Raw genomic sequence first — 14348 nt, forward strand, 5'->3', positions numbered from 1 at the left:
CTAGGCCAGCGCGATAAGCGCATCGCCTGTGCTTACCGAGTCGCCTTCGCGCACCAGTACTTCGGCCACTTTACCACCATGTAAAGCGCGCACTTCGGTTTCCATCTTCATCGCTTCCATGATGATAACCACATCACCTTCATTAACCTGCTGTCCCGGCTTAACCAGCACCTTGAAGATATTGCCTGTCAGTGGTGCATTCAGGGTTTCGCCACTGCTTATTACCGCACTTTGTGGCGGATTTTCACCCTCACCTGCGATGGCGCGAACACTTTCCAGCTCACCGCCCGGGGCCACAACAACATCATAAGCCTTGCCATCAACACTAATGCTGTAGCGCTCAGGTCCGCCTTGTGCAGGCGCTTTAGCATGGGGAGAAACCGCAGGCGCGACCGCGTCTTGGTTTATCTCACCGGTAGGTACTGGCTCAAAGGCATCAGGATTATTACGGTTCGCCAAGAACTTCAGACCAATTTGCGGGAATAAGGCGTAGGTCAGCACATCGTCTATAACTTCATCGGCAAGCTGCAACTGCTGCGTTTTCGCATGTTCGTCCAACTCAGCGGTCAGTTTATCCAGCTCCGCATCGATTAAATCGGCGGGGCGACAGCTAATAGCCTCAGCACCGTTAAGTACCTGCTGTTGCAGCAGGCTATCCACCGGTGCTGGCGTAGCGCCGTATTCACCTTTCAATACCCCGGCGGTTTCCTTGGTGATGGACTTATAACGCTCACCTGTGAGTACATTTAACACCGCCTGCGTACCGACAATTTGCGAAGTTGGCGTAACAAGCGGTAAGTAGCCAAGATCTTTACGTACCTGAGGGATCTCTTTGAGTACCTCATCGAGGCGATCCGCGGCGCCCTGCTCTTTTAGCTGGTTTTCCATATTGGTCAGCATGCCACCAGGTACCTGAGCCAAAAGAATGCGGCCATCCACGCCCTTTAGGCTGCCCTCAAACTGAGCGTATTTTTTTCGCACATCGCGAAAATAGGCAGCAATTTCTTCTAACAGCCCCAAGTCTAAGCCCGTATCTCTTGGCGTATCTTCAACTATCGCAACCATGGTTTCGGTGGCACTGTGGCCATAGGTTTGGCTCATACTGGAAACTGCGGTATCGAGCATATCAATACCCGCATCTATGGCCTTTTGATAGGTGGCAGTGCTTAAGCCCGTGGTGGCATGACATTGCATGGCGATAGGCAAGGACACGGTTTGTTTTAATCCGGTGATCAACTCATGGGCATCATAGGGCTTTAATAATCCCGCCATATCCTTAATGCAGATGGAATGACAACCCATGTCTTCAAGTTGTTTGGCCTGGGTTAACCACATATCCAAGGTATGTACCGGCGATACCGTATAGGAAATCGTGCCCTGGGCATGAGCGCCCACATTAACCGCGGCCTTAATGGCCGTTTCTAGGTTGCGCACATCATTCATGGCATCAAAAATACGAAACACATCGACGCCATTGGCGTGAGCACGCTCTACAAACTTGGTCACTACATCATCGCCATAGTGGCGATAACCCAGCAAGTTTTGTCCGCGCAGCAGCATTTGCTGCTTAGTATTTGGCATCGCCTTTTTAAGCTCGCGAATGCGCAGCCAAGGATCTTCACCCAGATAACGAATACATGCATCAAAGGTGGCGCCGCCCCATGATTCAACGGACCAGTATCCTACCTGATCCAGCTTGGCGGCTATGGGCAACATATCGTCCAAGCGCATACGCGTTGCCAGTAAAGACTGGTGTGCATCTCGTAATACCAGCTCTGTTAAATGTAATTTTGACATTCTGTGCCCCTATTATTATTGCTTTCTATACTGGTGAACCGCTGCGGCAATGGCTGCGATATGGGCTTTAGGTATGCCCTCTGTGACTGGTCCTCTGCTTGTCGATAACTGCGCCCCAGTCGACTCATCTTCTTGCAGAAAGTGCGACATCAGCTTTAAGGCGCCAATCAGCAGCAGCAAAAACATAAAAACCACCAGCATCCCGGTCGCCATTAATCCCGCTGCTTCAAGCATCAGTGCTGCAATCTTCATCCTCACTCCAGTGCATTTCTGTTAATTTTGGTAAACGTAGAATCAACACCATATCAAATAAAAGTAAATTGTCTACACAATGTAAATTGGTATTACCAATATTTAAGTTTACTCTAAGGCTATTAATTAGCTTTAAAACTAGCCACTTAGAGAGATACCTCAGGTTAAATCCGAATATATGCGATTAAAATATTGGATATAACCATTATTAATAGTGGTTACTGGGAAGAGCTGATTTGGCAGGGCAAGATACCCTACCAGAAAGAGAAATTGGTAAGACCAAAATAATTTGAAACAAGTATTTTGCACCAATATGGCTAAAGCCCTTGGCATTATTGACTTTCAGCGTCTAAGCTTTATTGCGCTAATAGGAACAACCGCAGTTTGATTGTCCCTGATGTATTAGAACTATCTAATAACTAGGGAGAAAGACAATGTTAAAATCCAGACTTGCGCTGGCGCTTCAACTCGCGCTCGGCGTTAGCATTTCCTCTATGGCCTTTATTGCCCCTCAGGCACAAGCCGCGGGCGAAGAAGAGGCCGACAAAGATATCGAAGTGATTGCCGTAACCGGTAGTCGTATCCGTCAACCTGGTGCCGTATCGGCCAGCCCCATTACCTCTATCGGCGAGCAAGAACTTGCTTTTCAACAAGAGCCTGAAGTTGAGCAGGTACTACGTACCTTGCCGTCCACCATTCCCGGTGACGGCAGTAACGTGAACAATGGTTCTGCTGGTGCCGCCACGGTTAACCTGCGTGGTCTTGGTTCAGAGCGCTCACTTATCCTGGTCAATGGCCGTCGGATGATCCCTTACAACTATAATGGTGAGGTGGATACATCGGTAATCCCTGCAGCGCTGGTTGAACGTATCGATGTGGTAACTGGTGGTGCTTCGGCTGTATATGGTTCGGATGCTATCGCCGGTGCGGTTAACTTTATCCTTAAAGAGAATTTTGAAGGGATAGCCCTCAATACCTCGCACCAGGAGACCGGTGACAATGACGGCGATAAAGACAATATCTCACTAACCATAGGTTCTAACCTGGCAGATGATCGCGGTAACGTGGTGTTGTCATTAGATTGGACCAAACGTAAGGAAATCCGCCTGGGTGATCGCCCGCTCGGCCTCTTAGGTATAGAAACCAAAAGCGGTGCCAACTATGAGCAATTCTTAAATGGCGAGCCCCCAATCCCGGCTCCACCTGAGTGTGAGGCACCTAACTCGGTAGAAAGCGGCGGTTCAACAACGGCTATCCCGACACGCTTTGCCATTGTTGGTGGTGGCGCCAGTTCATCGGGACAATTTAGAAACGATGGCACGCTGGCAGCGGATAGCTGTAGTGTATTTAACTTCAACCCTTATAACTTCTATCAAACCCCTTCTGAGCGTTACTCGGGTACCGCGCTGGCGCGCTATAACCTGACCGAAGAACATGAAGTCTATTCATCACTAACCTACAGCTCTATCTCGGTTGATACCCAGGTAGCGCCATCGGGTACCTTTGGTTCGGCATTTCAACTCCCCCTGTTTAACCCTCTGATTGGCGACCAAGCCCGTCAATTTATGATAGATGCAGGGAATGGTGCCTTGGCCAACGGACTACTTGATGGCAGCAATTGGAATGACGTTAACGACAACGGTATGGTGGATGAAGAAGATTATCTTACCGTGCAGCTGCGCCGTCGTACCTTAGAGTTAGGCGCGCGTACCGAGCGTTACGATACATCCTTGTTCCAATTCGTTACCGGTGTGAATGGCTACGTCTTTGACGATTGGCAATATGATGTAAGCTTCCAATACGGCGAGTCAAACCGTACCACGGTGCGTGGCGGTTATACTAACCTGACTAACATCCAGAACGCCTTGGATACCGCCGACGGTGTAACCTGTTTGAATGGCGATGCCACCTGTGTGCCCATCAACCTCTTTGGTGGTTTCGGTACCATTACCGATGAAATGGCCGGCTATGCTACCGCTATTGCCCTACAACAACAGAAATACAGTCAACGTATTGCCACTGCCACCATCAATGGTCCGGTGGAGTTCATCGAAATCCCAGGTGCCGGTGCGCCTTTAGCCATGAGTTTCGGTTATGAGTACCGTAAGGAAAAAGGCCTGTTTGAGCCAGATGAGTGTTTGAAGCTCGCCCCAGCCAGCTGTCAAGGCGGTGCCGGTGGTAACCAACTCCCCATAGAAGGCGGCTTTAGCGTTGATGAGTTCTTCCTTGAGGGTTATCTACCCATACTCGACGGTATGGCCTTTGCTGAAACATTGGATGTTGAGTTTGGTTTCCGCTGGGCCGATTACGATACCGTGGGCTCAAACGAAACTTGGAAACTAGGTGTTAACTGGCGTCCGGTCAGCTCTGTACTGGTACGGGTAATGCAACAACAAGCAACGCGGGCACCAAACGTGGGTGAAATCGCCGCTCCCGTGGTGACAGGTCTGGACAACGCAGGTAGCGATCCATGTTCGGTAACCAATGCAGAAAGATTGGCAACGGATTCAACTTTGCGAGCGCTCTGTGAGTCTACTGGCATGACAGCTGCTCAAGTAGGTAACGTTCAAGATTTTATCTCAGGCCAGGTGCAGGTTATTTCCGGAAGCGATCCAGCTAACCCACCGGGTGCGGAAGATGCTAGCACCTTTACCGCGGGTATTGTCTGGACACCCGAGTTCGATACCTTGGAAAATTTCACCATCAGTCTGGACTACTACGATATAGATATCGACGACATCATAGGTGAGTTCACTGTTGATGAAATTCTTGCTGCCTGTTACACATTAGGCGATGCCGAACAATGTGCCAAGATTCAACGTGTTGGCGGTGGCCTAACCGTTGCCGGTGCAGGTATTGAACAATATACCACTAACCTTAAAAACCTTCGCGCCGAAGGCATAGAGCTTGGTTTTAACTTTGCCTGGCCTATGGATAACTGGGGTGAACTACAGTTCTCAGGTACGGTTAACAAGTACCTGACTCAGGAATCGCAAAGTGCGGAGACGGCCCGTGTTATCGACTGTAAGGGTTACTACAGCACCAACTGCGATCCTCTATCCGAACTGCGTGCGGTACAGCGTACCACCTGGGCCATGGATGACTTTACGGTATCACTACAATGGCGCTATATGGATGGTATAGATGTTGAGCCTTATCGTACCGTCGTACCAAACTATGATCCTAGGTTCAGAAGTATCGGTTCCTACAGCTACTTCGATCTCTATGCCAACTACCATATCACCGACAATATTACCGCCAGCCTAGGCGTGGATAACCTCTTTGAGAAAGAGCCACCGGTTGTAGGTGGTGAGGCAGGTGGCACCAGCTTTAACTCGGGTAACACCTTCCCAAGTAGCTATGACGTACTGGGTCGTAAGTTTAAATTGGGCGTTCGCTTTCAATTCTAAACTCCCGATTTTTACATCCTAAAGCCGCGCTTAAGCGCGGCTTTTTTATTATTCACATTTAGGGATAGCACCAGACTGAGTCAGTGTACTGACCACAAAAGGTTTCGTCTGCGCGTCCTGCACCTGAACTTTGGCAACATCCAATACGCGAAAATCGCCAGGGGCATTGAGATGCCATAACCCGGACTTGCGCTGCGAGAAACAAAACTCAGAGGTATCGCCATGCACCAGCAAAATGGGAAATGCCACTTGCTCGGCCAAGGTATCCAGGTGCTGACGGTATAGCGCTAACGCATCACAGTTTTGCTGTAACTCTTGTGTGCAAGGTGCGCCATAGTTATTGGCGGCATAGATATCCGCCTGCATAAAGATCACCGCAGCGTTAACATCGCCTTCCAGCTCGGATGCGAGCCACTGCATATTGTATTTATCGCGGCTCTCGGCGGCGGCAATAGCGTTTTGTGGCGAGCTTTTTAATATTTGCGAGCGACCATTGTTGGTACCCACCACATGCAGGGTCAGGTATTGTACGTCATCGATGCGCCAGGCCTGATTTTCCACCTGCTCCTGCTGTCTTTGATAATCAGGCAGCGAAAGCTGGGTTTGAGCAAAGTGTTTACGAATATAGGCAAGGCGCTCTAGCTCATCGAAACCAGGCTCCAGAGCCGGCCTGTCACAATCTGTCCAATCATTGTCGCCGGGCGTATAAACAAAGGGCGCACGGGTTAATTGCGCCACCAGGTTATAATTTTTTTGCAGCAAGTCATCGGTGCAAGGCAACGAGCCGGATTTTAAATCCCCCACATGGGCCACAAATAGGTGTGGGGTTTGCTGTATCGCTTGGTATAATCGCCCATCAGGGGCACTGAGCAGAGCCTCGTCGATGGGTGTATAAGGCATATCACCCAAGACTAAAAATTGCTGCGCTGCGGCGTGAGCCGAGCTGGCCGAGCTTATAAACAGTGCCGCCATAAAAAATAAAATACGCATAACATCCCTTACTTTGCAGTGGCTTAAGCGAGCGAATATGAACTACACCACCACTTACATCTTAGACAAAGACTACTTCCTCGAAAGCTACGAGCAATCGTTACCATTGAGCAATCGCAAACAGCCCAAATATGGTTTAATCCTGCTTTTGGTTGCCCTCGCCCTGTTTAGCATACTAAAGCTGCAAAACAACTATGTAGGCTATTTTTTATTTGCCTTGGCCTTGCTGGAGATGGTGGCGTATCGCTATCAAAAGGCCTGGTGGGTAGCCCGTCAACGCCTTTCTCGCGCCGCCGGTCATGAGGTTGAACTAAAAATCGATGAGCAAGGGATCAGCACCACGGCAAACGGTAAAACCCGCACCTTGGCTTGGACCAATATCAGCAAGACTGTGAGCACAGAGAAAGGCCTAGTCTTGGTGACCAATAAGGGCTACCGCCATTATCTGAGCAACGCCATATTAAATGACCAAGTAAGGGAATTTATACTGGCCCAGAAAAAACAAAAGCCACTTTAAAGTGGCTTAGTAATCAGCGGTATTATTCATTACCCGGATTCGATGAACCCGATTTTTCCGCTTGTATTCGCATATAAATTTCTTCACGGTGTACAGATACATCTTTAGGCGCATTCACACCAATACGTACCTGGTTACCCTTCACACCTAATACGGTAACCGTGACTTCGTCACCTATCATCAGGGTTTCGCCAACGCGACGAGTAAGAATTAGCATTCTCTTGCTCCCATTATTCCAAATTAGTCAAAAATTCCGTCAACGGCATTTTAATGAATAATTACTATAAAAGTAAGTAAAACTTTGCTTAATTATTCATCTGCCATGCCAAATTTTGCATGCAGTGCCCTTACTGCAAGCTCTAAATATTGCCGTTCGATCAGTACCGAAAGCTTTATCTCTCCAGAGCTTGCAATAAATACCTCGATATTCTCGTCAGCAAAAACTCGAAAGAACTGACTGCTTATCGATGCATTTGTTTTTATACCCACACCCACCAAAGAAAGCATGGCTAAATCGTCCCGAGTGGTGATATTTACCCCAGCTAATTGGTCGCTATTTGATAACGCAACTAGCGCTTCTCGCAACTCTAAGCTGGGTATACTTATAGCATAGTCTACTTTGCCAACTTTTTGATTAACTTGATTAATAACATCGACTTCTATGCCTTTATGGGCCAACAACTCTAGTATATTCGCCAAAGTTGCTGGATTTGCGTCACAATTATTTAGAAAAATGAGCGCTTGTTCCCTTTTAAAGGCAATACCCGACACATTTTGCTGTGGCATTGGCTCGTCCTCATCGCTTAAAACTAAAGTGCCCTGGTCGGGGTCAAAACTGGATAATACCCGCAACGGCACCCGATACTGAGCCGCTGCCTCAACGGCACGGATATGCAGCACCTTGGCCCCTAAGCTGGCCATCTCCAACATAGCTGGTACGCCAATGCTGGTGAGGCGTCGCGCTTTGGGTTCAACACGGGGATCGGTACTGTAGACACCATTAACGTCTGTGTAGATTTGGCATTCTTCGGCATTAAGCGCCCCGGCAATGGCCACCGCCGAGGTATCGCTGCCGCCACGGCCTAGAGTGGTAATATTGCCTTCGCTATCACGACCTTGAAAACCGGCGGCAATAACGATACGACCATGCTGCAGCTCCTGACGCAGACGACGAGTGTCGATATCCAGTATGCGAGCTTTGGTAAAGAGGTTGTCGGTATTCATACCCAGCTGATCGCCGAGCAGGCTTACCGCCGGATAACCGCGGCGGATCAGCGCCATGGACAAGAGCGAGGCAGTTACCTGCTCGCCGGTGCTGACCAGCACATCGAGTTCTCGCGTACTGGGCCTGTCATCCACTTGACCGGCTAATGCCAACAAGCGGTTGGTTTCCCCGGACATGGCCGAGACCACGGCCACCACCTGATGACCGAGTTGCCGTTGGCGAATAATAATATCGGCGACCGCCTCAATCCGCTCAATAGAGCCAACCGAGGTGCCGCCGAATTTTTGGACTAAAAGCGCCACTGTGTTTAATACAGCCCGCTATTAACCGCGTTCGCTCACCCAGCCCTCAACACTGGCTAGGGCAGCGTCAAGGTGTTCTGGTTGTGTACCGCCGGCCTGAGCCATATCGGGACGACCACCACCTTTACCACCAACCTGAGCAGCCATATGGTTAACCAGTTCTCCAGCCTTAAATTGACCTGTCAGATCCTTGGTAACACCGGCGATCAAACTAACCTTATCGCCATCGGCAACACCCAGGGCGATAATGCCTGAACCCATTTTGTTTTTCAGATCATCAACCATGCCACGCAGGGCTTTGCTTTCTGTACCGGCCACATTGGCAATCAATACCTTAACGCCATTGATGTCTTTAGCGCCGTCTAGCAGCGAGGCACCGGCAGCGCTGGCAAGCTTGTCGTTAAGCTGAGCCACCTGCTTTTCCAAGCCTTTAGAGCGCTCTAACAGGCCTTGAACCTTATCCAGAACATTGCCGCTATCCGCTTTCAATAGCGCCGCGATTTGCGTTAGCTTCTCTTCTTGCGCCGCAATATGGTTTAGGGCGTCGGCACCGGTCACCGCTTCAATACGACGTACGCCCGCAGCGATACCCGCTTCGGAAACTATCTTGAATAAGCCGATATCACCGGTACGCTCCACGTGAGTACCGCCACACAGCTCAATTGAGTAGTCGCCGATACTAACAACACGCACTTCGTCATCATACTTTTCGCCAAACAGCGCCATGGCACCTTTTTCCTTGGCGGCATCTATGGCCATCAACTCGGTTTGCAGCGCAAAGTTATGACGAATTTCGTCATTCACTTTCTTTTCAACGTGCTGTAATTGCTCTGGCGTCACACCTTCAAAGTGCGAGAAGTCAAAGCGCAGGCGATCCGCTTGCACCAATGAACCTTTCTGGTTTACGTGCTCACCCAACTCCTGACGCAAAGCTTCATGGATAAGGTGAGTCGCAGTGTGGTTTTTCTTAATGCGGTCGCGACGCTCGGCATCGATGCGCGCATCCACCTTGTCGTTCACACCAATCTGCCCTACCACCTTACCGTGGTGAGCAAAGGCATTACCCAGTTTTTGCGTATCGGTAACGATAAACTGACCGTTGGCAGTAGCCAGCACACCTGTGTCGCCCACCTGGCCACCAGACTCGGCATAGAAAGGGGTGCGGTTAAGGATCACTATCCCTTCTTCGCCATCGTTAAGCAGGCTGACCTTCTCACCGGCGGCAAACATTTCCACTACCGTGGCGCTGTGCTGCTGAGCATCATAGCCTTTAAATTCGGTCGACTTATCCGAGCGTAATTGATTGTTGTAGTCGGCGCCAAACTTGCCCGCTTGTTGGGCTTTTTTGCGCTGCACATCCATACATTCCTGGAAGCCCTTCTCGTCTATGGTCAAAAAGCGCTCACGGGCCACATCCGCGGTTAAGTCCGCCGGGAAACCATAGGTATCGTAAAGCTTAAAGACCACATCACCCGGGATCACATCCCCTTCTAAGCTGCTCAAGTGCTCCTCAAGAATCGCCAGGCCACGCTCAAGCGTCTTACCAAACTGCTCTTCTTCGATGCGTAATACTTTCTCGATAATGCCCTGCTTCTGGGCCAGCTCAGGGTAAGCATCACCCATTTGCGCCACCAGCTCGGCCACTATCTTGTGGAAGAAGGTGCCCTTGGCGCCCAGCTTATTACCGTGGCGCACGGCGCGACGAATAATACGGCGTAATACATAACCACGACCTTCATTCGAAGGCATAACACCATCGAGTACCAAGAAGGCACATGAACGAATATGGTCGGCGATTACGCGCAGCGACTTGTCTTCCATATCCTGAGCATTAGTCACCTTAGCAGCTGAGCTGATCAGGGCCTGGAAAAGGTCGATTTCATAGTTTGAGTGCACGCCCTGTAAGATAGCGGCAATACGCTCAAGGCCCATGCCGGTATCGATAGATGGGTTCGGCAATGGCTCCATGGTACCGTCGGCGTGACGGTTAAATTGCATAAATACCAGGTTCCAAATCTCGATATAACGGTCGCCATCTTCTTCTGGCGTGCCCGGAGGACCACCCCAGACTTCCTCACCGTGATCATAGAAAATTTCTGAACAAGGACCACAAGGACCCGTATCGCCCATAGACCAGAAGTTATCTTTTGCACCTATGCGTGACACGCGCTCTTTAGGCACACCAATTTGGTTAATCCAAATATCGGCGGCTTCGTCATCTTCGGTGAAAACGGTCACCCACAGCTTTTCTTTCGGTAGTTGCAGCTCTTCGGTCAAAAACTTCCAGGCAAAGGCAATGGCCTGCTCTTTAAAGTAATCGCCAAAGCTGAAGTTACCCAGCATTTCAAAGAAGGTATGGTGACGGGCGGTATAACCTACGTTTTCCAGGTCATTGTGCTTACCACCGGCACGAACACAACGCTGAGCACTGGCGGCACGGGTATAAGGACGCTTTTCTGCGCCCAGGAACACGTCTTTAAAAGGCACCATACCGGCGTTGTTGAATAACAAGGTGGGGTCATTGCCCGGCACCAAAGAGGCCGAAGGCACCACCTGATGTTGGTGTTTGGCGAAATAATCTAAGAACTTCTGTCTTAGCTGTGCGGTCGTCAAATGCTGCATTGCGTTTTTCTCACTCGTCTGTCGCTTCACTTGCAAGTGCAAATTCTATTTGTTGGTAGTCAAAACCACGCGCCGTTAAGTAACGAATACGCTTGGCTTTTTCCTTATAATCTAGTTGTTTTCCCAGCGTCTTAAATTTACGCTGGTAGGCCTCTTGAGCCAGTTCGAACCAATCGACGTCCATTTCTGCCAAGGCCCCAGCCACCTGGTCTTTATCCAGACCCTTTTGCTGAGCATCGGCACAAATACGGCGCGGCCCGTGACGCTTATCTATTGCCCGGCGAATAAAGCTGGCGCAATAGCGGTTATCGTCCAAAAATCCCTGTTGCTCGCACCAATCTAACAGCTTGGTGGCAAACTCCTCTGGTACCTGACGTTGCTGCAATTTGCGCTGCAAATCCCTGCGGCTGTATTCCTGCCGCCCCAGTAACCAGAGCACATAATTCTTTTGTTTTTGCTGTTCGCGCTCATCCATTAAGCGTCAAACCGGCCATCGGAAGAATGTGATTCCTGTGGCTTCGCCTGCTCATTTTGAGCCCTATCCACTGCGCCCTTATCACCTTCATGCTGCTGTAATTGCGGCATAAATATCGCCTGAAAGGCGATGAATAAGCTAATGTAGCAAATCGGCATAACAACAAGAAGAGGAATAAGAGACAAAATCGCACAGACCAGCATCAGAGCGGCGCCGATCAGGCCATAAACCGTCATCGCCGCCATATTACGGTAAAACGCCAACAGGCTGGCCTTCATTACCGCCCACATAGACGTATGACCGCCAAAATAAACCAAGGGCACGGCAAAGGCAAAAGCACACAAATAAACGCTAAAGAGGACTAAAATCAGGGCTACCGCGGGGAAGGAGAAACTTTGCGCTAACTCTTGCAGCGCCACTTGCGGGTCGATATCCGGCTGGCTAAGCACAGCCACCGCATCGGCAAACAACAAGCTGCTCACCATGCCCAACAGCAAGGCCGCGCCCATTTGGTAGAGACCAACACGAAACAGCAACATGCGTCTGCCCTGTTGGGAAAAAACATTCAGGATATCGGCAAAGGCAACCTTATGCCCCTGTTGGCGGCGCAAGGCTGCCTGATAAAAGCCCGCCAATAAAAATGGCGTGGCCAAGGCCGCCGGAATTTTTAGCAGCGGCAGGACAAAGCCCAGCATGCCCACAGCGGCAATAAACATATACATAAACATAAAAATAAACGGCTGGCGTTGGAAAATATCCAAACCTGCTTTATACCAGCGGGCTCCCGAGCTGGCCTTGTGCACGCGTATTTCTATCGACATGATGACTAATCTTCCTTTTGCGTATTACGCTTATGATTTCTTAATTTTTTTAATATCCAGCATGTGTGCACCATGGGCTATTTTGGTTTCCAGGTACGCCTGATTACCGGTTTGCCCCACCTTGATATGCGCATGGGTGCCAACGACGGCCTTAACCTCTATGCCATTGTTACGCAGGGCATCGAGCTTCTTCGGATTATTGGTCATCAGCTTGACCTGGCTAATGCCAAGCGCCTTAAGCATTAAAACAGCATCGGAGAAATCCCGCAGATCGTCGGCAAAGCCAAGATGATTGTTGGCTTCATAGGTGTTCATGCCCTGAGACTGCAACACATAGGCATCGAGCTTATTGTACAAACCAATGCCGCGACCCTCTTGGCGAAGATAAAGAAGCACCCCACCTTGCTCATGCATAAGCTCGATGCTTTCATTAAGTTGCTCACCGCAATCGCAGCGGCTGGAGTGAAATACATCGCCGGTCAGGCACTCTGAGTGCATACGGATCAGGGGCGTTTGTTGCTCATCCGCTTGGTTAAAAATTAAGGCAACATGTTCCTGACCATCTTTTAATCCACTAAAAGATACGATTTCCGCAGGAATATCACTTTTTTTGCCCACATTTAAATGGACCCTAGCTCTGACTTCGGCCACGACGACTCACTCTGTACAATAAACAATTGTAATAATATAACAAAGCCAACCTCAAAGATCAGCCTGCTTTACTTAGTAAATGGCGGCAATGATAGCACGAAACAAGTGGCCCTCGCGACGTGCAAACACACAATTCAGACCGACAAAAAGTTATGCTATGGTTACTGGCAGCCACAATGTTAAAACATGAAGCTGATGGTAATAGCAGTTGGTTGGGATAAACGGCGCTCAGGCGTTTTAGTAACAAGGGGAAGATCTATGATGAAAAACACCGGCGCGGCGCTTATCGCCGCAATCGCACTTTTTTGCTCGCCCTTAAGTATGGCACAAGGCGAAGCAACAGATATAGCCGCGCAGCAACTCTTGGTTGACCGCTTTAATGCCGAGCCAATGCAGTTATTGGACGTGCGCACCAGTGAAGAATATCAACAAGGGCATATCAAGGGGGCCGTTAACATCAGCCACAATGTGTTGGCGGAGCATGCCGCCGAGCTCGATAAAGAACGCCCCATAGTGGTTTATTGCCGCAGCGGCCGCCGCGCAGCCATGGCCATCAGCACCTTGCAAGAGCTTGGTTTTAAGCAAGTGTACCATCTTGAAGGCGATTGGCTGGGCTGGCAAAAGCAGCAATTGCCAGAGATTACCCAGCCGTGATCAAGGCGCTTAAAGGCACAGGTTCACGCTTACTGATCTGGTTGGCCTGAGCCAAAAACAGCTCAGCGGTAGCCAAGGCATCGCTGAGCGCATCATGGGACGTATGCGCCATTAAACCATAACGCGCTCGACAGGCTTCCAAGGACAAGGCATCAAAGGCAATATCCGAGCCCTGGCGTGCCAAGCGCCTTTGCTCAATTTTCAGGGTATCCAAGGTGATTCGGGGTAACTGCACCTTGTGCTCTTTGCAGACCCGCTGCAAGAAACGAGTATCAAGCAAACTGTTGTGAAACACCAAAATACTGTCGGCACATACGGCACCAAAACGCTCAAGTATTTGTGCCATGGGTAACCCCTCAAGCTGCAGGCGCTCGGCGGTAATACCGTGGTAAATAGGTGACTGCGCCAGCTCCAATACTCCCTGATGCAACAAATGACCACTTTGACTAAGCTTAATGCTTTGCTGCTCTATCACCACCCAGGCCAGCGACACCACCTCATGCTCCCTGGGGTTTAAACCGGTTAACTCCAGGTCCACTACCACATACCTATGACTAGTCCAAGGCCGTGACAAGCCATGGGGATCGAACCCCAACTGCGACTTCACTTGCTGCCACCAGGAATAGGTCATG

The 14348-nt window shown here is 49.9% G+C and carries 13 protein-coding genes; 3 read left to right on the plus strand and 10 right to left on the minus strand.

Translation table 11 applies throughout. The features are described 5' to 3' along the window. Complete coding sequence (gene oadA / locus C2M24_RS06730) at positions 1 to 1797, minus strand: sodium-extruding oxaloacetate decarboxylase subunit alpha (RefSeq protein WP_105213726.1); 1797 nt, start codon at positions 1795 to 1797, stop codon at positions 1 to 3. Positions 1798 to 1812: 15 nt separating this feature from the next. After that, positions 1813 to 2049, minus strand: coding sequence for an OadG family transporter subunit (locus C2M24_RS06735; RefSeq protein WP_105200781.1), 237 nt, complete (start codon positions 2047 to 2049; stop codon positions 1813 to 1815). Between the two features lie 434 nt (positions 2050 to 2483). Here C2M24_RS06735 and C2M24_RS06740 point away from each other — a divergent pair, with 434 nt between their 5' ends. After that, positions 2484 to 5459, plus strand: coding sequence for a TonB-dependent receptor domain-containing protein (locus tag C2M24_RS06740; RefSeq protein ID WP_105213727.1), 2976 nt, complete (start codon positions 2484 to 2486; stop codon positions 5457 to 5459). Between the two features lie 48 nt (positions 5460 to 5507). Here C2M24_RS06740 and C2M24_RS06745 read toward each other — a convergent pair whose 3' ends face one another. Next, positions 5508 to 6449 carry a hypothetical protein gene (locus C2M24_RS06745; RefSeq protein ID WP_105213728.1) on the minus strand — a complete coding sequence of 314 codons (942 nt, stop codon included), beginning with the start codon at positions 6447 to 6449 and terminating at the stop codon, positions 5508 to 5510. Between the two features lie 37 nt (positions 6450 to 6486). Between C2M24_RS06745 and C2M24_RS06750 the strand changes: the two genes are divergently transcribed. Beyond that, positions 6487 to 6966, plus strand: coding sequence for a YcxB family protein (locus C2M24_RS06750; protein WP_105213729.1), 480 nt, complete (start codon positions 6487 to 6489; stop codon positions 6964 to 6966). 22 nt (positions 6967 to 6988) lie between these two features. Here the strand turns inward: C2M24_RS06750 and csrA are convergent, their stop codons facing one another. From csrA to C2M24_RS06780, 6 genes are all read right to left on the minus strand, one after another. Further along, positions 6989 to 7183 (minus strand): carbon storage regulator CsrA, encoded by a 195-nt coding sequence (csrA, locus tag C2M24_RS06755; RefSeq protein WP_105190613.1) that lies wholly within the window; start codon positions 7181 to 7183, stop codon positions 6989 to 6991. Between the two features lie 92 nt (positions 7184 to 7275). Next, a complete protein-coding gene (locus tag C2M24_RS06760; protein ID WP_105200785.1) occupies positions 7276 to 8493 on the minus strand; it encodes an aspartate kinase in 1218 nt (405 codons plus the stop codon). 21 nt (positions 8494 to 8514) lie between these two features. Next, on the minus strand, positions 8515 to 11115 hold the full coding sequence (alaS, locus tag C2M24_RS06765; RefSeq protein WP_105213730.1) for an alanine--tRNA ligase: 2601 nt from the start codon (positions 11113 to 11115) through the stop codon (positions 8515 to 8517). A gap of 10 nt (positions 11116 to 11125) precedes the next feature. Continuing rightward, positions 11126 to 11590: a regulatory protein RecX gene (locus tag C2M24_RS06770; RefSeq protein ID WP_105213731.1), complete on the minus strand. Its 465-nt coding sequence runs from the start codon at positions 11588 to 11590 to the stop codon at positions 11126 to 11128. Further along, positions 11590 to 12411 carry a BPSS1780 family membrane protein gene (locus C2M24_RS06775; protein WP_105213732.1) on the minus strand — a complete coding sequence of 274 codons (822 nt, stop codon included), beginning with the start codon at positions 12409 to 12411 and terminating at the stop codon, positions 11590 to 11592. The genes C2M24_RS06770 and C2M24_RS06775 overlap by 1 nt, the downstream gene beginning before the upstream one ends. A 30-nt stretch (positions 12412 to 12441) precedes the next feature. Further along, positions 12442 to 13062 (minus strand): GTP cyclohydrolase II, encoded by a 621-nt coding sequence (locus C2M24_RS06780; RefSeq protein WP_105200788.1) that lies wholly within the window; start codon positions 13060 to 13062, stop codon positions 12442 to 12444. A gap of 258 nt (positions 13063 to 13320) precedes the next feature. On the opposite strand from C2M24_RS06780, the gene C2M24_RS06785 reads away from it, so the two are divergent. Beyond that, on the plus strand, positions 13321 to 13716 hold the full coding sequence (locus tag C2M24_RS06785) for a rhodanese-like domain-containing protein (RefSeq protein WP_158677891.1): 396 nt from the start codon (positions 13321 to 13323) through the stop codon (positions 13714 to 13716). On the opposite strand, the gene C2M24_RS06790 is transcribed toward C2M24_RS06785, so the two are convergent. Next, positions 13703 to 14347 carry a 3'-5' exonuclease gene (locus C2M24_RS06790; RefSeq protein ID WP_105200790.1) on the minus strand — a complete coding sequence of 215 codons (645 nt, stop codon included), beginning with the start codon at positions 14345 to 14347 and terminating at the stop codon, positions 13703 to 13705. The two genes, C2M24_RS06785 and C2M24_RS06790, sit on opposite strands and share 14 nt — an antisense overlap. Between the last annotated feature and the right edge of the window lies 1 nt (position 14348).

Source organism: Pseudoalteromonas sp. T1lg22 (genome assembly GCF_002964645.1).
GTDB lineage: Bacteria > Pseudomonadota > Gammaproteobacteria > Enterobacterales > Alteromonadaceae > Pseudoalteromonas.